This window comes from Blautia sp. OM07-19 (genome assembly GCF_003481595.1).
GTDB lineage: Bacteria > Bacillota > Clostridia > Lachnospirales > Lachnospiraceae > Blautia_A > Blautia_A intestinihominis.
Window position 1 is genome coordinate 132,238 of record NZ_QULA01000001.1, and the last position, 20,667, is coordinate 152,904.

The window sequence follows — 20,667 nt, forward strand, 5'->3', positions numbered from 1 at the left end:
GGCCGAAGCTCCCCCTCAGACTCCCCCTGCTTGGCCACGCGGCTTTGGTGTGGGGACGGGCGTGCTTTGCACCCCTCCTTCCTTCCGTCACCTCCACCACACACATCCCCACAATTCCAGAAACTCCCTACTTCAAAAACTTTTTATTTTATGGTACAATAAAATGCTGGGTAAACAGGAACGTAAACAGACAAAATACAAATGGGGGACAAAAATGTATCGGATACTACTGGTAGATGACGAGATTCTCGTCAGGGATGCAATAAAAGAAAACATCGACTGGCAAAGTATGGACTGCGAACTGGTAGGTGACTGTGAGAATGGAAAACAGGCGGCAGAATTTGTACAGGAACACCCTGTAGATATTGTCCTGACAGATATCCTCATGCCTTATATGGACGGAATGGAATTAAGCCATTTCCTGCATGACAACTACCCGGATATTGTGATCGTAGTATTCAGCGGTTTTGGAGAGTTTGAGTATGCCAAGAAGGCAATTCAGTACGGAGTCAGCGAATATCTGCTCAAACCGGTGACGGCGATGGAACTTACTGGCGTAATTCAGAAAATGAAAGAAAAAGTAGAACAGACTCGCAAAGAAAAAGCCAAAATGGAATCACTGACCAAAACCTCCGAGAACTATCGCGAAAATGCACAGGTGATACGATCCAAGACACTGGAGGCTCTTGTAAACTGCACCATAGATATCCAGAAAAGCCTGGACAAACTGGAAGAAATGGGAATCACACTTTCCGGGTGTGGATACCGCGTGGCAGTTTTTGATATAGATCTTTATTCAGGTATGTATCAGCTGGATATGGAGAAACGCCAGGAAAGTGCGCTGATGGCATTTGTCCTTTTTAACATCAGCGATGAGATTGTGAACCGTGAGAATGCAGGAATTGTTTATCAGGAAGGAAACAACCGTGTATGCGTGCTTTTTCAGGAAAAATGGAGCCGCAATTTTAACGGAAGAATCAAGGAAATCTGCCATGAGATTCAGACAGAGATCAGAAAGGTCATGGGAACAGAAGTATCCATGGCAATCGGCAAATGGGTAAAGACTCTGGAAGAACTCAGCGGTTCTCATGATGTGGCGGTACAGGCCCTGCAGTATCGGTATCTTCTGGGGGGAAGCCTTCTGATCGATATGGAGGAAATACATCCGGTACAGGATATCGATCTTCGAAAATCTCTGGACAGACTGAAAGAATTTCTCAAATCCGGCAAAAAAGAAGAAATGGAAGCAGAATTTCAGTCCATCGAAGAACAGGTGAAACAGTCATTTGCAGAGAAGAGCCGCGCCTGCATGTATCTTCAGCAGGTGATCCGTGTCGTGGATGTGGCAGGAGAGGAAGTTTCTTCCGATATCTCCAGAATCCGCGACGAAAGAAAAGATCTGCTCTGTCAGGTAACGGCGCAGAAATCTTTTGAACAGGCATGCAAAATCGTAAAAGAATATATTTTACAGGTTTATGATGCCCTGACAGAACTGAATACATCCAGCGGTGAGCGCCAGGCAAGAATGGCACTGGATTATATTCAGAAAAATTATATGGATCCGAACCTGAGTCTGAATGATATCTGTTCTTATCTTAATATCAGCACCAGTTATTTCAGCACCATATTCAAAGAAGTGACGGGAGAAACTTTTACAGAGGTTCTGATCCGCACCAGAATGGAGAAGGCAAAGGAACTTCTGGAAAATACGACCATGAAAAACTATGAGATCGCAGAGAGAGTCGGATTTGCCGATGCACATTATTTCGGAATCTCATTCAAAAAGATGACAGGATGCACGCCGACAGAATATGCAAGGGAGAAGCGTAAATGAACAAAAAAGGACTTGCAACTGTAGTCGTAGGAAAGTTCAAAAGCATTCAGAGCGTTATTTTTGCAACGGTTGCTTTTCTGGTTCTCTGTGCGGTTGTGATTGTGACCGGTGTTTCCATGCGATTTACCAATACGTCTATTTTTGAGAATTCTTCGGAATATACGCACACGATCATCAAACAGATGAACCAGAACATTGATTCCTACATAGACTACATGGAAAATATTGCATATCTGATCTCCAGCAGTCAGGATGTACAGGATTATCTTTTTGATGATGAGATCGACAATGAGGCGAGATACCGTATTCTGAATCAGTTTGAGACGATCCTGGACAGCCGGAGTGACATCCGAAACGTCGGGATCATCAGCAAAAACGGCAGGATGCTGATCAATAATGGAAGAAAATCAGTGAACAGAGATCTGGATCTGAACACGCAGGAATGGTATACACAGGCACTTGACAGTCCGGAAGGACCGATGCTCACCTCTTCTCATGTGCAGCATATCATCAGCGGAGAGCGGCCGTGGGTGATCACTCTGAGCCGTGGAATCCGTGACCGTGGAGGCAGTGGTGAGAAAGAAGGCGTCTTTTTTATCGATCTGAACTACAGCGCGATCAGCGGACTGTGTGATCAGAGTACAGTGGGAACCAAGGGATATGCATTTATTCTGGATGCCAGAGGAAATATTGTCTATCATCCACAGCAGCAGCAGCTTTACAATGAACTGCAGACAGAAAATATCAATCTGATCATGGACACAGAAGATGATACAGTTCTGACAGGAACCGGCAAGGATGGAAAGCTGTACTCCATTTCCAGATCAGACAAGACCGGATGGACGGTCGTGGACTGTACCAGTGTCCGGGAACTTCTGAGCAAGAGCCGGCAGGCCCAGAGTATTTATGTGCTTATGGCAGTGCTGCTGGTGATTGTCTCTCTTCTTTTTTCCAGATTTATGGCACGGAGTATCACGCTTCCGATTCAGAAACTCCGCGATTCTATGGAGAAGGTTCAGGAGGGAGACTTCAGCATTTCGGATGTTGTAGTAGACTCCGATAATGAGATAGGAAGTCTGACCAAATCCTTTGATGTGATGACACACCGTATTCAGGAACTGATGGAACAGAACGTCTATGAGCAGGAACAGAAGCGAAAAAGTGAGCTCAAAGCACTGCAGTCACAGATCAATCCGCATTTTCTGTACAATACACTGGATTCTATCATATGGATGGCAGAAGGAAAGAAAAACGAAGAAGTTGTGCTGATGACGGCATCTCTGGCCCGCCTTCTGAGACAGAGTATCAGCAATGAGGATGAAGTAGTTCCGATCGCAAATGAAGTGGAATATGCCCGAGGCTATCTTACCATTCAGAAAATGCGTTACAAAGACAAACTGGAATTTCAGATTGAGGTAGAGCCTTCTATATTACATATCCCACTGATCAAGCTGGTTCTTCAGCCGATCATTGAGAATGCGATTTATCATGGACTGAAGTACAAAGAGAGTAAAGGACTTCTTATTATAAAGGGATTCATGAAAGACGGAAATGCGGTTCTTCAGGTGATCGATGACGGAGTGGGAATGGATGAGGAAACGCTGGCCCATATTTATGACAGGCACAAGGTCAACTACCATTCGAACGGTGTGGGTGTTTACAATGTGCAGAAACGTCTGAAGCTTTACTATGGCGATGACTATGGAATTACCTATGAGAGCAAAAAAGGCGAAGGAACCACAGCAACGATCACGATTCCGGGCAGACAGGAGGCAGTACGATGAAAAAACATAAAAAATGGCTGAGTGTCTGTCTCGTAGTCTGTCTGATAGGAGGGCTGGGGGGAGCAGTCTGGTACAGACACAAAATAATCGAGGAGAGGAAGCTTTCTCTGATCTACATCCCAAAAGTTGTCGACGGGACAAATGATTTCTGGAAATCCCTGATCCTCGGAGCAAAAATGGCAGCCAAAGAATACAATGCAGAGATCGGTATCCTTGCGCCTTCCGAAGAAAATGACGTAGAGCGTCAGAATGAACTTCTGAAGGAGGCAATAGAAAAGAAACCGGATGCGATTCTTTTTTCACCGTCCAGTTTCACAGAATCGGATGCCCTTCTGAAAGAAGCAAAAGAAGACGGAATCAGGATCGGCTTTATTGATTCCTACACAAAAGAAGCAATACAGGATCTGACGGTAGCTACAGACAATCTGGAAGCGGGAGAAAAGCTTGGGAAATTTGCGGCAACACTTCTCGGCCCGGAGGATCAGATCGCGGTTGTGGCACATGTCAAAGGCGTATCTACTGCCGTCGAGAGAGAAGAGGGATTCCGCAAAGGTCTCGGAAAACTGGCAGACAATATCGTGGAAGTGGTGTACTGTGATTCGCAGTACGAGAAGTCACGCCAGCTCACTGTTGAGCTGATGAAAAAATATCCGAATCTCAAGATGATCGCGGGAATGAATGAATATTCTTCTGTCGGTGCAGCCAGAGCTGTCAAGGCGGCCGGTGCAAAAGACCGGATCCAGGTAGTCGGTGTGGACAGTTCCCAGGAGGCAGTTCAGCTTATGGAGAACGGAGTCTTTAAGGGACTGGTCGTACAGAAGGCTTTTAAGATGGGATATATGGGAGTCAAGGAAACGGTTCTCATGCTCCGCGGCAAAAAATACGAAAAGGATGTAAACTCCGGATGTGAACTGGTAACCCCGGAAAATATGTATTCCAGTGAAATAGAGAAACTGCTGTTTCCGTTTAATACACTCAGGCTTTCCTGAGAAAAATAGTAAATAATCTATAAAAAAGGTTAAATATTTATGTACGAACCGTAAATATTTAACCTTTTTTTGGAAGATTTTCCATTACAATTGTGCAGAATTAACGGTATTATATAGAAAACGCGAGATATGTGTAAACTTTTAAGGAGGGTGAAAAATTGGAAAAGCTCAAACAAAATCCAATCGTGAAAAAGCTCGGCCTGAACAGAATACTGCTTGTCTGTATTCTTGTTCTCATGTTCGTAGTCTTTAAAGTAGTTCTGGGAAGTAAGTTCCCTGTTGGAGACAGTGTCAAATCTACTTTAAACTATGTATACTTCCTGGGCTTCTTATCACTGGGCGTTACATTTGTAATCGCAACCGGAGGAATCGATTTCTCCATCGGACCGGTAATGTTCTGTTGTGCACTGGTATCTGGTTACTGCATGACATCTTATGGTGTTCCTTGTGCAGCAGCAATGGTGATCTGTGTACTCATCGGTCTTGCATTTGGTATCTTTAATGGATGGCTGGTATCTTACCTGTCAGTTCCGGCATTTATCGTATCCATGGCATCCATGAACATCGCCAAAGGTATTGCTTCAGTCTTCACCAAGACACAGTCTGTAAGCTGGCCGCTGAGCAGTGACCCGACAAACGGATGGTTCCGTAACATTGTATCTTACAAAGGTTTCCCGGTAGGTCTGGTGATCTTCCTGGTAATGGCAGTTGTGTGTGGCATTGTTCTTTACAACACAAAACCTGGACGTTATATCCTCTGCCTTGGTTCCAACACAGAAGCGGTTCGTCTTTCCGGTGTTAATACCAAGAAATGGAACATGCTTGCTTATGTGATCTGTGGATTCCTGGTAGGAATCGCAGCACTGTTCTTTGTAGCTACATATACAACCGTTCAGCCAGGTTATGGCGATCAGTACAACAACGAAGCAATTGCTGGTTGTGTAATGGGTGGTACATCCATGGTTGGTGGACTTGCTTCCATCGGTGGTACTGTGATCGGTGTATTTATTATCTCTCTTCTTCAGCAGGGAATCATGGCATTTGGCCTTGGTAAAGGACAGCAGATGATCATCACAGGTATCATCGTAATCGTAGCTGTATATGCCGATGTTTCTGCAAGACGTAGAAAGAACTGATCGAAAGGGAGGATGAAACAATGGGTGACGTTATCTTAACAATGAAGGATATTGATAAGTCCTTTCCTGGAGTTCATGCCCTGGATCACGTTAACTTTGAAGTGAGACGCGGTGAAGTACATGCACTTATGGGAGAGAACGGTGCCGGTAAATCAACACTGATGAAGGTTCTTACCGGTATTTATCAGAAGGATTCCGGTTCTATCACATACAAGGGTCAGGAAGTTGCTTTCCATAATACCCGTGAAGCACAGGATGCCGGTATCGTAATCGTACATCAGGAATTAAACATGGTCGGAGACCTTACTGTTGCACAGAATATCTTCATCGGACGTGAGCCGAAGAAGGGAATCCGTGTAGACGACAAGAAGATGATCGAAGACTCCAAGAAATTATTCCAGGATCTGAACATCGAGATCGATCCAAGAGAAAAGATGAGCAACTTAACTGTTGGTAAACAGCAGATGTGTGAGATCGCCAAAGCAATCTCTCACAAAGCAGAGGTTATCATCTTTGATGAGCCGTCAGCAGCTCTTACCGAGAAAGAAATTGCTGACCTGTTCGTAATCATCCGTGATCTTCGCGAGAAGAATTACGGTATCGTATATATCTCACACCGTATGGATGAGATCAAGATGATCACAGACCGTGTAACTGTCATGCGAGATGGCGGCTATGTAGGAACTCTGATCACAAAAGACAGTACAAAAGAAGACATCATCAACATGATGGTTGGTCGTGTTATTTACGAAGATCCTAAGGAACACAGTATGGTTGCTCCGGATGCACCGGTTGTTCTTAAGGTAGAGCATCTGAATGCAGGAAAGATGGTTCAGGATGTAAGCTTCGAACTGAGAAAAGGTGAGATTCTTGGATTCTCCGGACTGATGGGTGCAGGACGTACTGAGACAGCGAGAGCACTGTTTGGAGCAGATCCGAAGCAGAGCGGTAAGATTTCCATTATGGACAAGCAGACCGGAAAGCTTCGTGAAGTAACAATCAATACACCGCAGGATGCTGTTAAATATGGTATCGGTTATCTGTCAGAGGACAGAAGAAGATATGGTGTTGTTGTACAGAAATCTGTAAACGAAAACACAACACTGGCTACAATGGAAGAATTCACAAACGGAATCTTCATCAACAAAGCAAAAGAGAAAAAAGTCAGTGAGAAATACATCAAAGAACTTGCTACCAAGACACCGAGTGGTGATCAGCTGGTTGTAAACCTTTCCGGTGGTAACCAGCAGAAAGTCGTAATCGCCAAATGGCTGACCAGAGACAGTGACATCCTGATCTTCGATGAGCCGACCAGAGGTATCGACGTTGGTGCCAAGAACGAAATCTACAAGTTAATGAGTAAACTGGCAGCAGAAGGCAAATCCATCATTATGATTTCTTCTGAAATGACAGAGATTCTCCGAATGAGTGACCGTATCATCATCATGTGCGAAGGTAAAGTGACAGGAGATATTGATATTTCTGAAGCAACACAGGAACACATCATGGATAAGGCTACAAGGAATATCGATTAAGGAGGAAAGTCATGACTAAGAAGAAAAAAAGTATTTTAAGTGATCAGAGATTTATTGTTTTGCTGGTTATTATCGCACTCAGTGCGGTATTCTCCATAATGAGTAAGGAGTTCAGACAGTATACAACTCTTTTGAGTATGCTCGATTTCTCCTACTATGATCTTCTGATGGCAATCGGTGTTACCTTCCCACTTATCACTGGAGGTGTAGACCTGTCAATCGGAACTGGTATGGTTTGTTACGCATTGATCGCTGGAACAATGGTAAGAAGCCACGGATGGCCGGTTGCAGCAGCTATGCTGCTCTGTCTGGTACTTGGTATCCTCGTTGGAGCACTGAATGGTGTTCTGATCGGAATCATGAACCTGCCGCCATTCCTTGCAACTCTTTGTACCTGTATGATCACCCGTGGTGCAGGTTCTCTCTGCAGCGCAACACCGTGGCCGGCACTTACCCAGGACGGTGGATGGTTCCATACAATCTTCAAGATTACTGTTGGTACAGGAAGAAGTGCTTCTCGTTATCCAATTGGTTTCCTGTGGATGGTACTTCTGGTTATCCTGATGGAATTCGTTCTGAACCATACAAAATTCGGACGTTATACTATCGCGATCGGATCTAACAAAGAAGCAGCAGCTCTTTCAGGAATCAACGTTAAATTTTACCATGTAATGGTATATGTAGTATGTGGTCTGTTTGTAGGTCTTGCAGCTATCGCTTATGCAGCAGTTACACCTACTGTACAGCCTGGTACCGGTGCCGGACTTGAGATGGATGCGATCGGCGGTGTATTCGTCGGTGGTGTTGCAGCAACCGGTGGTTACGGTTCCGTAATTGGTACATTTGTTGGTATCTTCGTTATCATGCTTCTGAAGACCGGTCTTCCATATGTCGGACTTCAGGCAAACTGGCAGCAGATCATCACAGGTCTTGTTCTTATCGTAGCAGTCCTGATCGATATCATCAAAGAAAAGAAAAAAGCAGCTATGTAAAGAAAAACTGCTTTGCAGTTTTTCTTTATCCAAACTAAGTATGTGGGGCGTCAGACTAATTCCTACTGACGTATCATAATAAAAAAAACTATATAATAATTTATAAGGAGGAAGTAAGTTATGAATTTCAAGAAAGTGGTAGCATTAAGCATCTGTGCAGCAATGGTAGCAGGAATGTCTATGTCAACAGTTATGGCAGCTGATCTCCCGGATCAGTTCAAAGATCTGAAAGCAAACGAAGCATATGAATTCCCGATGATGGTTAAATCTTTCCAGTCTACCTACTGGGATGCAGCTCAGGAAGGTATGAAGAAAGCTGCTGAAGAACTTGGTGTTACTTACACACCACAGGGACCGAACAGTGAGTCCGATATCGCTGACCAGGTTAACATGATCAACACAGCAATCGCTTCCAACCCGAAAGGAATCGGTATTGCAGCATGCGATACATCTTCTGTTCTGGATGCACTGCAGACATGTGCTGACAAAGGAATCCCGGTTGTAACATTTGATACAGGTATCGCAGATGCTCCGGAAGGATCTGTAGTATGTGAAGTCTGCACAGACAACGCACAGGCTGGTGCAGAAGCAGCAACTCATATGTACGATGCGATCAAAGACGTAGTAGCTAATGCAGACGGACAGGTTGTTATCGGTGAAGTTAACCAGGATGCTACAGCTCAGAACATTCAGCAGCGTGGCGGCGGATTCATCGACAAAATGATTGAACTTCTTCAGGCTGACGGCAAAACAGTAGCAGTTGCAGGAAACGAATTCTATGTAAACGCAGCAAAAGGCGCTGATGCAACAGAAGCAGATGCAGACGTTGTTATCCAGGTTGCAGTTCCGGCACAGACAACTGTAGAGCTTTGCTCCAATGAAGCACAGGCTATCCTTTCCAAAGAAAACTGCATCGCTATCTTCGGTTCCAACCAGACAGCAGCAGAAGGTGTTCTTGCAGCTAACGCAAACCTGAACGTTCTTGGTTCTGACGCAGCAAACGGCGATGTTATCGGTGTTGGTTTCGACGCTGGTTCTATCATCAAAGCAGCAGTTCAGGACGGAACATTCCTCGGAGCAGTTACACAGTCTCCTCTGATGATGGGATACTATGCAATCTACGCTCTGACAGCAGCAGCAAACGGAGAAGAACTTGAAGACGTTCCTACAGATGGATACTGGTATGATTCCACAAACATGGACGACGAAGAGATCGCTCCGAACCTTTATGACTAATCTGAATACAGCTTTTGAAGCAGTGTTCTGAAGACATAAAAAGAAACCCCGGATTTTCCGGGGTTTCTTTTTTATGTCTTTTTTCTGTAAATCTGTCGGATTTTCTGGGAAAAGTACCATGATGAAAGACTTAGTATAATTCCCTGTATTCCGAAGGTGTCATATGCTCCAGCTTCTCGAAGTTTCGCGTATAGGTAAGTGGGCTTTTGAAGCCGACAGAAGCTGCGATTGCAGAGATTGAGAGCTTGGAATAACTCAGAAGTTCCTTGGACTTATTAATACGGAATTCCGTGACATACTGGTGGATTGAGATTCCCATATGTTCCTTAAACAGCTTGCAGAAGTAATATTTTGAGAAGCTGACGCTGTTGCAGACTGCATCGATACTCAGATCACTCTGATAATGCGTCTGGATATACTTAAGTGCTGTGTTTACGGCACTGTCCTGAACAGGAGTCTGCTTTTTGGCGTTCAGAATATTCTGGGAGAGAATGTACAGTTCCAGGTAGATCTGATGCACTACAGAACTGGCATGCATCTGTGCTGACATAGGGTCTGATTTATAGTCGATCTCAAGGATCTCAAGAAAGAGATCCAGCATGTGATGAAGCTTGTTGAAATGAAACGTACAGTCATGCCGTCTGATATAATTGTAAAACTGCTGTGCGTGGGATCCACCGATGATAAAATACAGGTATTCACGTCGTGTCTTTCCATAAGAAATAGGAAGAGAGAATGTCAACGGTGTATTGCAGGCAGATACAATGATATCATGGGAATGAACAGGATGTTTCTCATCGTTTTTTTTGAACTTCATGGTACACAGGGAGTAGACGAATAAGTAGTCTGAATAGTTGTTGCAGGCACCACGGATAAATTTACGGTCATTGCAGTATCCGACTTCCTTTATATAGAAGGGAAGGGCTGTGATCTGGACATCTGTTTTGGGTATGACCGAAAAATAGTCGGTGGGCATAAGATGTTTTGGCAGTCGCATAAAAACCTCCGCAAGAAATGATAGTCAGTTACTGCGCACAAGGGAACCGTAACTGGTAATGCTTTTTATTATACCAATAATATAGAAGAAAAAAAAGTGTACAAAGAACCAAAATAAAGGAGAAAATTTATGTAAAAACTGTCATTGGCAATATAGATAAACAAAAACTGACAGGTAGATGAAACTGATGTGAAGATTGTTAAAAGATAAGATGCTTTTTTGTTGTAAAATATAAAAAAGTGCCAAAAACGCAATTTTTGATACCCGTAAAGCAATTTTATATATTGAAAAACTCTATGATTTGTATAAAATCAGATACATAAAGAACGCAACGCAGTTCAATCACAACGAAGGAAAGGGAGGAGTAAGACACAAAATGAGTGAGTATATCTTGGAACTGAAAGATGTAGTAAAAACATTTGGTGGAGTTAAAGCTCTGAATGGAGTTCACTTTCAGTTAAAAAGAGGCGAGATTCATGCTCTGATGGGAGAAAACGGAGCTGGTAAATCAACTTTTATTAAGGTCATTACCGGTGTACATCAGCCGGACAGCGGAATCATGCTGCTGGATGGTGAGCAGGTAACATTAAGAAACACTACAGACTCAGCGAAACTTGGAATTGCTGCTATTTATCAGCATGTAACGGCGTTCCCTGATCTGACTGTTACAGAGAATATTTTTATGGGACGGGAAATTAAGAATAAATTTGGCTTCTATGACTGGAAGACAATGAGACAGCGTGCGAAAGAACTGATTCAGCCTTTAAGTGCAGAGATCGATGTAAACAAACCGATGGGCAACTTATCTGTTGCAGAGCAGCAGCTGGTTGAGATCGCAAAAGCACTTTCCTGTGATGCAAGAATCCTGATCATGGATGAGCCGACAGCTTCGCTTACAAGAAATGAATGTCTTCAGTTATATCGCATTGCGAAAGATCTGAGAGACAAGGGAGTTTCCATTATCTTCATTACTCACAGATTTGAAGATATGTATGAGCTGGCTACCCGTGTTACCGTATTCCGTGATTCTACATATGTTGGTTCCTGGGATGTTGACAAGATCACAAATGCAGATCTTGTAAAGGCAATGGTTGGTCGTGAACTGAATTCCATGTATCCTGAGAAAACAGCCAAGATCGGTGATGTGGTACTTGAGGTTGATAATATCAGCAAAGAAGGATATTTCAAGAATATTTCCTTCAATGTACGTAAAGGTGAGATCCTTGCACTGACAGGTCTGGTAGGAGCAGGACGTACTGAGGTATGTCAGACAATTTATGGTATCATGCATCCGGACAGCGGTGAGATCCGTCTGGAAGGAAAGAAAGTAGATATCAAGAGTCCGATCGATGCTCTTAATCTTGGAATCGGACTTCTTCCGGAGAACAGACAGACCCAGGGTCTTGTAAATGAACTTCCTATTTATCAGAACGTATCTTCCGCTTCCATGAAGCAGTTTGTAAAGGGCGGACAGATGGATGTAGATAAAGAAATGGAAAATGCGATTGCCCTGTGCAAGAAGATCCAATTGAAAGCAAACGATATTACAGCACCGCCGTCATCTCTGTCAGGTGGTAATCAGCAGAAAGTCGTTGTTGCCAAGATGCTGAGTTCCGATCAGAAGGTTCTGATCATGGACGAGCCTACAAAGGGTATCGACGTTGGTGCAAAATATTCTATTTATGAGATTATGAACAGTCTGGCATGCAAAGGATACGGAATCATTATGGTTTCTTCTGAAATGCCGGAGGTTCTTGGTGTTGCAGACAGAGTCGTTGTAATGAAGAGCGGTCGTGTGACAGGTGAGTTTGGCGATATGGAAACTGTAACCCAGGAAATGCTGCTTGAAGCATCTCTGAAAGAAAGAGAGGGGCATAAATAATGAAAAATTTATTAAAATCCAGAAATACCGGATTGATCGCAGTTCTGATCATTTTGCTGGTGATCGCCCGTTTCCTTACACCGGGTATGTTTACTTCCACATCTCTGGTAAGTATGCTTCAGAACAATACAATCTATGCACTCCTTGCGATTGCTGAGATGATGGTTATTCTTACAGGCGGTATTGATATTTCCATCGCTTCCCAGCTTGCATTTGTTGGTATTTCCTGTACCACTCTTGCATGCAGCCATCCGGGAATCCCTGGAATCGTATGGGTATTATTTGCAATTGTTCTCGGCGCACTCTGTGGTGCACTGAATGGTTTCCTGGTTGGATACCTTCACATGGTTCCGATGATCTGTACCCTGGGTACGATGTACATCTTCCGTGGTCTTGCGTTTGTAGTTTCCGGCGGACAGTGGTGGTTCGCTGCACAGTACGAAGAACTGAACGGATATCGTACGTTTGCAATCGGACAGTTCTTAGGACTGCCGATCATCCTCTGGATCACGATCATTCTGCTGGTTGTAGCAGGACTGTTCCTTGGATATACTTCCGCAGGAAGAAGAATCTATGCAATCGGTACATCTCGTGAATCTGCAGCAGTTGCAGGTATCAAAGAACCAAAGGTAACATTTTATTCTTTCGTGATCTGTGGTGCAGTGACAGGTCTGGCAGGTATGCTTTATACTGCAAACTATGCAATTGGTTATTATGGAATGGCAGACGGTTTTGAAATGACTGCGATCGCAATCTGCGTTCTCGGTGGAGTATCTATCACCGGTGGTAAAGGACGTATGGATGGTGTGGCAATCGGTGCACTTATCATGTCTGTGATCACATATTTCATTAGTATGATTCCTGGTATGAGTGTATGGCAGAAATCACTCCAGGGCGGAATTATCATTGTTGCCGTTGCAATTAACTACTTTACCGAGCAGTCTGCTAAGAGACAGGCTCTCAAAGAAAGGAGTGCGTTGATCTAATGCCAGGAAGTAATTACGACAGAGACCTCAGTGTCAAGGAAGGATTTGTATTAAAGAAATTCCTTGTCAAATGGGAAATGATTCTTGTATATATCATGGTTTTAATTAATGTACTGTTGGCGGTTATAAAACCGGATCTTTATTTTACCCACGGTACAGTTCAGTCAATGATCAATGCAGGTCTGGATGTTTCTCCGCTTGTACTTGGTATGGTATTCATCCTTCTGCTGGGTGACATTGACGTATCAGTAGCAGCACAGATGATCCTGGGTGGAATGGTAACAGGACTTCTGATGGATAAAGGACTTCCGTCACTCATCTGTGTTATCGTCGGAATCATTGTTTGTATGCTCTGTGGAGCATTCAATGGATTCTGTGTTGCTTTCCTTGAAATGCCGGCGGTTATCACTACAATTTCTACATCCATGTTATTCAGAGGTATTGTGGAAATCGTTCTGGGTGAGAATTCTCTGAAGAATTTCCCGAAGTGGTACAACAAGATCGGATGGATGAACATTGGTGGAATCATTCCGCTGAGTATGGTGCTTTTCCTTATCATGGGTGCTATCTTCATCTTTGTTCTTCACAAGTCACCATTTGGACGTAAAGTTTACATTGTTGGTAACAACCCGACATGTGCAAATTATTCAGGTATCAGTGTTAAGAAAGTCAAAATGCAGGTATTTATCCTCATGGGATTCATGGCAGGTATCGGTTCTATCTTCTTTATCGGACGTATGGGTGGAGGTCTTTCCTCTTCCATGGGTACAGGATATGAAATGACTGCGATCGCCTGTGCGGTATTAGGTGGTGTTTCTACCAATGGTGGTAAAGGTAAAATGTGGGGACCTATCATTGCAACCTTTATCATGGCTTTCCTTACATATGCACTGGGACTTATGGGTATCGACCCGAACACAAAGAAAATCGTTATCGGTGTTATCCTTATCGTAACGATCCTGATCTCCACGATCAACAAACAGATGATCAAAGATATCAAACTGAGACTGTTCTATCATAACAATAAGAACATTGAAGCAATCAATGACAGAACAGCAGCTGCTGTTAAAGATATGAAGAAACAGATCAAAGAACTTGAAAAAGGCAATGCATCTGACAAGGCAGCTCAGATCGAGAAACTCAATAAGAAGATCGAAGCAGCTCAGAAAGAATGTAAAGAGAAATCTGCTCAGTGGTGGGCAGAACAGCAGGAAAACGCAAAGAAAGCAAAAGAGCGTTTCAAATAATCTTACCTGTCTGAACTACGAAATATAAACACAAAGATGTTTATATATATAAAAAAAGGAGGAAGTGTTTCATGAAGAAAAATCTCAAAAAGGCAATGGCTATGGGCCTTGCAACAACAATGGCCTTGGCAGCTCCGGCAGCAGTTTCAGCAGCTGGTAACACATCAGATGTATCTGGTTCTCACGTATTTATGTTCAAATCCGTAGGTAACGCATTTGGTGTTATCATGTATGAAGGTTTCTCATCTTATATGGAGCAGGTTGGGGAAAACTGCACAGAGAAATCACCGGCTGAGACAACTGTAGCAGCTCAGGTACAGCTCATTGACGAAGCAATTACTCAGGGATGCAAATCCATCTCCATTTCTACAAATGGTGATACAGGATTTGATGAAGTATTTGCAAAAGCTCAGGAAAAGGGTGTTCCGATCGTATCCGTTGACTCTTCTGCATCTGCTGATTATCGTGTAACTCACAACAATCAGGCATCCACAGAAGATATCGGAGCTATGCAGGTTCGCGCAGCAGTTCTTCAGGTTCTTGGCGTAGCTTATGATCCGGAAGACGTAACAATGGAAAAAACTGTAGAGGCAGCTCTCGCTGATTACGACGGAGACGAGATCAGACTTGGTGTTCTTTCCGCTGGTATCGATACACCTGTACAGAATGGCTGGATCGCAGTTATGGAGAAGGAACTTCAGAAAGACATCTACAAAGGCAAAGTGAGCCCGGAACTCAACAAGAAATATGGTGATGACGAAGCAACAAAATCTACTACACAGGCTCAGGCATTCCTGGCTGAAAACAATGTAGATGCAATCATCTCCCCAACAACAGTTGGTATCGCAGCAGCAGGTGAAGTTCTTACACAGGCTAAATCTGATATCAAACTGACAGGTCTTGGACTTCCTTCAGAAATGAAGAACTATATGCCGGCTACAGCAGATGATGATGAGTTCTCATTTGTTTGCCCATACATGATGCTGTGGGATGTATCTCATCTTGGAGCTTCTACAGCAGCTATCCAGATGGCAGTTCAGAACGATGGATTTGACGGATCCGCAGGATCAACTGTTGATATGGAAGCTTGGGGCGAATATGAAGCTGAGACATTCACCGCTGAAGACAATGGCGATGGTGGCACAGGCGTTCTCACAGGTCAGCCTTATGTATTCTACAAAGACAACATGGCAGAGTGGGTTGACAAACTTTAATCTGTATTGCAGTTCTGTTTAAATAAATTAGAAATGCGATAACAAAGGCGTTCGCCCGCGGGCGGACGCCTTTTCTTTCATACATATCAGGGACGACAGTGGCATATTTTCTGATAATGTATTATAATTGGGGAAGAGTTTGATCAACAGGAGGGAATATCTTGATTGAAGTTAGAAATCTTACAAAGAAATACGGAGATCATTTTGCCGTACAGGACATCAGTTTTTCACTTGAAAAAGGAAAAATTTATGGGCTGTTAGGACCAAATGGTGCCGGAAAATCAACTACAATGAATATAATGACCGGCTACATTGCCGCGACATCAGGGGAAGTCATTATTGAAGGACATGATATTTTTAAAGAGGCAGAAGAGGCCAAGAAGCATATTGGATATCTTCCGGAAATTCCCCCGTTGTATATGGACATGACAGTCTGGGAGTATCTGTTCACAGTGGCAGATCTCAAGGGCGTGCCGAAATCAGAACGAAAGTCCATGATAGGAGATGTCATGGAAAAAGTGATGATCACCAATATGAAGGATCGGCTGATCAAAAATCTTTCCAAAGGATATAAGCAGAGAGTCGGAATTGCACAGACACTGATTGGAAATCCGGATATCATTATTCTTGATGAGCCTACCGTCGGACTGGATCCGAAGCAGATCATAGAGATCCGCACACTGATAAAGCAGCTGGGAGAAGATCACACCGTTTTGATAAGCTCGCATATTCTTTCTGAGATTGGGGCAGTGTGTGACCATGTGGTTATTATCAACAAGGGACATCTGGTAGTGAGTGACAGTACAGAAAATCTGGAAAAACTGTTTAAGGGACAGGATATCCTGTGTCTGAGTGCACAGGGAGAACTGGAGAAGATCCAGAATATCCTGCGTGAATTCCCGGCACTCAGTATCGCTGATATGAAAGAAGCAGAAGAAGCTGAGACATACAGGTTCCAGCTGAAAGTACAGGATCAGGCGGATTACAGAAAACAGTTATTCTTCCGTTTTGCAGAGGCAGGAATCCCGCTTCTTGAGATCAGCAGGGCAGGAATGTCGCTGGAAGACATCTTTCTTGAAATTACTGAGGAGGGAAGAGCATGATCGCTGTATGTAGAAAAGAATTAAGAAGTTATCGGATCTCAATGATCGGATATGTGTTTGTTGCATTTATGCTGGCAGTCGTAAGCCTATATTTTGCATATCAGAATCTGAATCTTGCTTCGCCAAGATTTGAACTGGTACTCCAGAATGTTCAGTTTATTTTTCTGGTATTTGTTCCAATCCTGACAATGCGTGTTCTGGCAGAGGAGAAAAAACAGAAAACAGACCAGTTATTACTTACATTGCCAATGACAGTAAAAGACATTGTGATCGGTAAATATCTGGCAGTTGTAGTTCTGTTCACCATTCCGATGCTGATCATCTGCATTTATCCGCTGATTCTTACTATGTTTGGAACAGTAAACCTTCCGGCAGCATATTTTTCAATCCTTGGATTCTATCTCCTCGGCTGTGCCAATATTGCAATCGGAGTATTTTTCTCATCAGTCACAGAAAATCCGGTGATTTCAGCGGTTATGACATTCGGAACTCTGTTGGTCTGCTATCTGATGAACACGATCGGCAAAATGGTTCCTAATACTGCAATCGCATCTGTGAGTGCATTTACTGTAGTGATTGTTCTTGTGATGGCCCTGGTCTATAATATGATCGGAAATCTCAAGGTTGTGATCGGAGCAGGCGTGCTTCTTGAGGTGGCACTCCAGGTGGTTTATTTTGCAAAGGCATCTCTTCTGGAAGGAAGCTTCCGCAAGGTTCTGTCTGTATTTTATATGAATGGAAGGCTGACAAATTTCTTTGACGGCATTCTGGATATATCCGCGATCGTGTACTATGTATCTGTTATTGTTTTCTTTTTGTTCCTGACAGTTCAGACGATTGCAAAAAGACGCTGGAACTAGGAGGTAGGGACATGAAGAATAAAGACAACAAACAGAACAGCAAAATTCTGATAAACGGTTCTTACAGTATTTTGCTTACCGTACTGCTTCTGGCAGGACTGATCATAGTGAATCTGATCGTGAATCATCTTCCGGTCAAAGTAACCCAGTTTGATTTCAGCAACGAAAAACTGTATACCCTGACCGATATTACGACAGGAATACTCAAAAACCTGGATCAGGATGTGGAGCTTTATTATATCTGTGAAGGCGGAAAAGAAGACGACACGATCCAGAAGCTTCTGGACCGTTATGAGTCTGCATCCTCCCACATTAAAGTAGAGCAGATCGATCCGGCTCTGTATCCGGGATTTACTTCCAAATATACCCAGGAAGATGTTGCAAATAACAGTGTGATCGCAGTCAGCGGTGATGTGAGTAAAGTAGTGAATGCGGATTCCATGTATGTGGAGAGCATGAACTATAATACTTACAGTTATGTAAAGACCGGATTTGACGGCGAGGGAATGATAACAAGTGCTGTAGATTATGTGACAGCCAAAGACATCCCGAATCTGTATATCTTAAGCGGAAATGGAGAGACAGCACTTGGAAGTGCATTTGGAGATGTGATTTCCAAGGATAATGTAAATCCACTGACGCTGAATCTGATGACTACAGATAAGGTTCCGGAGGATGCAGATGCAATTCTTATCAATACGCCGACAGTAGATTATTCTGAGGAAGAAGCACAGAAGATCATTGACTATCTGGAAGACGGAGGTAAAGCGATCATCTTCTCAAATTATACCGTAGAGGATATGCCGAATTTTGACTCCATCCTCGCAAATTATGGAGTTGAAAGAGAAAAAGGAATCATCCTGGAAGGCGACTCTGATAAATATATGTCTTATCAGTATTGTTTGGTTCCGGATATCAGTTATTCGGCAATTACCGAAAATGTATATGGCAATGGTTCTGTTCTGGCACCGATGAGCCAGGGAATCCTTACTTCGGATTCACACAGAGATTCCATCACCTATCAGCCGCTTCTGACGACTTCTGATGCATCCTACAGCAAAGAAGATGTGGAAAACATGACAACCTCTGAGAAGGAAAAGGGAGATAAGAGCGGTCCGTTTACGATCGGTATGCTGATCCAGGAAGATACGAACAACGATGATGAGGCTGATACGGAGATCGTCTATTACAGTACAGGATATTTGCTGGAATCCAATTATAATCAGGCTGTATCCGGAAGCAATGCACAGCTTCTCGGCGGAACTGTAAATTACCTTTGCAATGGAGAAAAAACTTCAGCGGCAGTACAGACCAAGAGCCTTCAGGTCAAATATCTGACACTGACAGACCGGGCAGCAAATATATGGACAGCGATCTGTGTATTTACACTTCCACTTCTGTTTATTATTGCAGGACTGGCAGTCTGGGCATCAAGGAGAAAACGCTGATGGATGGAAAAAAAATAAAAAAACTGGTCATTGCACTGATCCTGGTCATCCTTGCAGGACTGGCCTATCTGTTTCTTCTGCGTTACTCAGATAAACAAAAAGAGGCAGAGAGCCAGAAAGAGCAGGAAGAGGCTGCGGCATCTGTTGTGTTTGAGACAGACACGGATGAAGTGAGCAGTATTTCTTTCAGCGGTGACGACGGGATACTGACCTTTGAAAAAAAGAATGACACCTGGATCTGTCCGGATGACTCTGTATTTCAGATGAATGAAAATAAGATCCAGAAGCTGCTTGCAGATATTTCTTCTGTGAGCTGTACCAGAGAGCTGGACGCAAGGGGGGATCTGGCGCAGTTCGGACTGGAAGAACCGGCAAATACGATTCAGATATCACTTTCTGACGGAACAGAGAAGGATTTGTATATCGGAGATAAGAATACGTCCACGCATGAACTGTACTTCCAGACAGAAGAAAAATCAGATAAGGTTTATATGACAAAAACTGCCTTTGACTCGGATTTCGCAGGTAAGCTGCAGGATTTTGCAGCCTATACGGACTTCCCGAAGGTAAAACCGGAAACGATGACAGAGTTTGATGTGGACAAGGAAGAAGATTCTTATGTCCTTATCATGACAGGGGATGACCAGTGTACGGTGGAGGATGAAGAGGGAGAAAGCCAGCTTGCAAACCTGAATCTGGTCGGCATGGTCCAGGATAATGTGTCCAATATTATCTGGTATCAGGATCTTGAATACAATTGTTCCGATTATGTAAAATATGGATTGGACGATCCGCAGATGGTACTCACCGTAAAATACAAAGACGGAGAAGAAGCAAAAGAGTTTGAACTCTCCGTAGGCGATGAGGATGAAAACGGCAACTATTATGCAAGGCTGAATGAACTTCCGGAGATTCATACGATTCGTGGAGAGTATCTGACAGACCTTCTGAAATCCAGTGCGGCTTCTTACTGGAGTCTGACATACAGCTTTGTTTCGATTGGGGATCTTGATAAACTTGAAGTTACAAGAGATGGTGCAACGCATGTGCTCAGAAAAGAAACACAGACGACAAAGGGTGGTCTGGAGTCAGTAAAATGGCTTGTGGATGAGCAGGAAGTGGATGAAAAATTATTTACAGATTTCTACTATGCATGTGTCAGTGTGACCGCCCAGGAACGTCTGGAGAGTGTACCGGAAGAAAACGGGGATGAGGCTTTGAAGCTTGTATATACACTGACGGATGGTTCAAAGAAAGAAATTACATATTATGAAGAAGACCAGAATTTCTACACGGTCATCTATGAGGATGGCACAAAGGCAGCACATACAAATAAACTGTATGTAAAGACAATGACAGAGAAGCTGGACAGACTTCTGGAAGAATTAAAATAAAAAATCATATATAAAAAGAGGAGGTATGGC

At 43.4% G+C, this 20,667-nt stretch carries 16 protein-coding genes; 15 read left to right on the forward strand and 1 reads right to left on the reverse strand.

Translation table 11 applies throughout. The features are described from left to right. The first annotated feature begins 214 nt into the window (after positions 1 to 214). The 7 genes from DXC01_RS00530 to DXC01_RS00560 all read left to right on the forward strand — a co-directional run bounded on the left by DXC01_RS00530 (position 215) and on the right by DXC01_RS00560 (position 9,506). Positions 215 to 1,834 (forward strand): response regulator, encoded by a 1,620-nt coding sequence (locus DXC01_RS00530; RefSeq protein ID WP_118698163.1) that lies wholly within the window; start codon positions 215 to 217, stop codon positions 1,832 to 1,834. Then, positions 1,831 to 3,618 carry a cache domain-containing sensor histidine kinase gene (locus DXC01_RS00535; RefSeq protein ID WP_022214541.1) on the forward strand — a complete coding sequence of 596 codons (1,788 nt, stop codon included), beginning with the start codon at positions 1,831 to 1,833 and terminating at the stop codon, positions 3,616 to 3,618. Before DXC01_RS00530 ends, DXC01_RS00535 begins: the two co-directional genes overlap by 4 nt. Then, on the forward strand, positions 3,615 to 4,607 hold the full coding sequence (locus DXC01_RS00540) for a substrate-binding domain-containing protein (protein ID WP_022214540.1): 993 nt from the start codon (positions 3,615 to 3,617) through the stop codon (positions 4,605 to 4,607). The genes DXC01_RS00535 and DXC01_RS00540 overlap by 4 nt, the downstream gene beginning before the upstream one ends. Before the next feature lie 158 nt (positions 4,608 to 4,765). Then, complete coding sequence (locus tag DXC01_RS00545) at positions 4,766 to 5,743, forward strand: ABC transporter permease (protein ID WP_118251982.1); 978 nt, start codon at positions 4,766 to 4,768, stop codon at positions 5,741 to 5,743. A gap of 20 nt (positions 5,744 to 5,763) precedes the next feature. Continuing rightward, positions 5,764 to 7,278 carry a sugar ABC transporter ATP-binding protein gene (locus DXC01_RS00550; protein WP_118251981.1) on the forward strand — a complete coding sequence of 505 codons (1,515 nt, stop codon included), beginning with the start codon at positions 5,764 to 5,766 and terminating at the stop codon, positions 7,276 to 7,278. Positions 7,279 to 7,289: 11 nt separating this feature from the next. Then, positions 7,290 to 8,270 carry an ABC transporter permease gene (locus DXC01_RS00555; RefSeq protein WP_118251980.1) on the forward strand — a complete coding sequence of 327 codons (981 nt, stop codon included), beginning with the start codon at positions 7,290 to 7,292 and terminating at the stop codon, positions 8,268 to 8,270. Positions 8,271 to 8,390: 120 nt separating this feature from the next. Continuing rightward, positions 8,391 to 9,506 carry a substrate-binding domain-containing protein gene (locus DXC01_RS00560; RefSeq protein ID WP_022214495.1) on the forward strand — a complete coding sequence of 372 codons (1,116 nt, stop codon included), beginning with the start codon at positions 8,391 to 8,393 and terminating at the stop codon, positions 9,504 to 9,506. Between the two features lie 130 nt (positions 9,507 to 9,636). Here the strand turns inward: DXC01_RS00560 and DXC01_RS00565 are convergent, their stop codons facing one another. Continuing rightward, positions 9,637 to 10,503, reverse strand: coding sequence for a helix-turn-helix transcriptional regulator (locus DXC01_RS00565; protein ID WP_118254207.1), 867 nt, complete (start codon positions 10,501 to 10,503; stop codon positions 9,637 to 9,639). Positions 10,504 to 10,879: 376 nt separating this feature from the next. Between DXC01_RS00565 and DXC01_RS00570 the strand changes: the two genes are divergently transcribed. The 8 genes from DXC01_RS00570 (at position 10,880) to DXC01_RS00605 (ending at position 20,637) form a co-directional block, all read left to right on the forward strand. Further along, positions 10,880 to 12,385 (forward strand): sugar ABC transporter ATP-binding protein, encoded by a 1,506-nt coding sequence (locus DXC01_RS00570; protein ID WP_022214493.1) that lies wholly within the window; start codon positions 10,880 to 10,882, stop codon positions 12,383 to 12,385. Beyond that, the gene (locus DXC01_RS00575; RefSeq protein WP_022214492.1) at positions 12,385 to 13,371 is read left to right on the forward strand and encodes an ABC transporter permease; all 987 of its coding nucleotides are present in this window, start codon (positions 12,385 to 12,387) and stop codon (positions 13,369 to 13,371) included. Before DXC01_RS00570 ends, DXC01_RS00575 begins: the two co-directional genes overlap by 1 nt. Next, positions 13,371 to 14,618: an ABC transporter permease subunit gene (locus DXC01_RS00580; RefSeq protein WP_022214491.1), complete on the forward strand. Its 1,248-nt coding sequence runs from the start codon at positions 13,371 to 13,373 to the stop codon at positions 14,616 to 14,618. The genes DXC01_RS00575 and DXC01_RS00580 overlap by 1 nt, the downstream gene beginning before the upstream one ends. A 71-nt stretch (positions 14,619 to 14,689) precedes the next feature. After that, positions 14,690 to 15,832 carry a substrate-binding domain-containing protein gene (locus DXC01_RS00585; protein ID WP_022214490.1) on the forward strand — a complete coding sequence of 381 codons (1,143 nt, stop codon included), beginning with the start codon at positions 14,690 to 14,692 and terminating at the stop codon, positions 15,830 to 15,832. A gap of 161 nt (positions 15,833 to 15,993) precedes the next feature. Further along, positions 15,994 to 16,935 carry an ABC transporter ATP-binding protein gene (locus tag DXC01_RS00590; RefSeq protein ID WP_022214489.1) on the forward strand — a complete coding sequence of 314 codons (942 nt, stop codon included), beginning with the start codon at positions 15,994 to 15,996 and terminating at the stop codon, positions 16,933 to 16,935. Beyond that, positions 16,932 to 17,795: an ABC transporter permease gene (locus tag DXC01_RS00595; RefSeq protein ID WP_118254209.1), complete on the forward strand. Its 864-nt coding sequence runs from the start codon at positions 16,932 to 16,934 to the stop codon at positions 17,793 to 17,795. Before DXC01_RS00590 ends, DXC01_RS00595 begins: the two co-directional genes overlap by 4 nt. 11 nt (positions 17,796 to 17,806) lie before the next feature. Further along, entirely contained in the window at positions 17,807 to 19,243 is a 1,437-nt protein-coding gene (locus DXC01_RS00600) for a GldG family protein (protein ID WP_022214488.1), read from the forward strand. Continuing rightward, positions 19,243 to 20,637 (forward strand): DUF4340 domain-containing protein, encoded by a 1,395-nt coding sequence (locus tag DXC01_RS00605; protein ID WP_158583601.1) that lies wholly within the window; start codon positions 19,243 to 19,245, stop codon positions 20,635 to 20,637. Before DXC01_RS00600 ends, DXC01_RS00605 begins: the two co-directional genes overlap by 1 nt. Positions 20,638 to 20,667 lie beyond the last annotated feature (30 nt).

Bases quoted from the DNA above. Each gene is read 5' to 3' on its own strand.
- DXC01_RS00535 (WP_022214541.1), top strand. From the start codon at position 1,831: ATGAACAAAAAAGGACTTGCAACTGTAGTCGTAGGAAAGTTCAAAAGC.
- DXC01_RS00560 (WP_022214495.1), top strand. From the start codon at position 8,391: ATGAATTTCAAGAAAGTGGTAGCATTAAGCATCTGTGCAGCAATGGTA.
- DXC01_RS00570 (WP_022214493.1), top strand. From the start codon at position 10,880: ATGAGTGAGTATATCTTGGAACTGAAAGATGTAGTAAAAACATTTGGT.
- DXC01_RS00555 (WP_118251980.1), top strand. From the start codon at position 7,290: ATGACTAAGAAGAAAAAAAGTATTTTAAGTGATCAGAGATTTATTGTT.
- DXC01_RS00540 (WP_022214540.1), top strand. From the start codon at position 3,615: ATGAAAAAACATAAAAAATGGCTGAGTGTCTGTCTCGTAGTCTGTCTG.
- DXC01_RS00530 (WP_118698163.1), top strand. From the start codon at position 215: ATGTATCGGATACTACTGGTAGATGACGAGATTCTCGTCAGGGATGCA.
- DXC01_RS00565 (WP_118254207.1), bottom strand. From the start codon at position 10,503: ATGCGACTGCCAAAACATCTTATGCCCACCGACTATTTTTCGGTCATA.
- DXC01_RS00580 (WP_022214491.1), top strand. From the start codon at position 13,371: ATGCCAGGAAGTAATTACGACAGAGACCTCAGTGTCAAGGAAGGATTT.
- DXC01_RS00605 (WP_158583601.1), top strand. From the start codon at position 19,243: ATGGATGGAAAAAAAATAAAAAAACTGGTCATTGCACTGATCCTGGTC.
- DXC01_RS00585 (WP_022214490.1), top strand. From the start codon at position 14,690: ATGAAGAAAAATCTCAAAAAGGCAATGGCTATGGGCCTTGCAACAACA.
- DXC01_RS00550 (WP_118251981.1), top strand. From the start codon at position 5,764: ATGGGTGACGTTATCTTAACAATGAAGGATATTGATAAGTCCTTTCCT.
- DXC01_RS00575 (WP_022214492.1), top strand. From the start codon at position 12,385: ATGAAAAATTTATTAAAATCCAGAAATACCGGATTGATCGCAGTTCTG.
- DXC01_RS00600 (WP_022214488.1), top strand. From the start codon at position 17,807: ATGAAGAATAAAGACAACAAACAGAACAGCAAAATTCTGATAAACGGT.
- DXC01_RS00595 (WP_118254209.1), top strand. From the start codon at position 16,932: ATGATCGCTGTATGTAGAAAAGAATTAAGAAGTTATCGGATCTCAATG.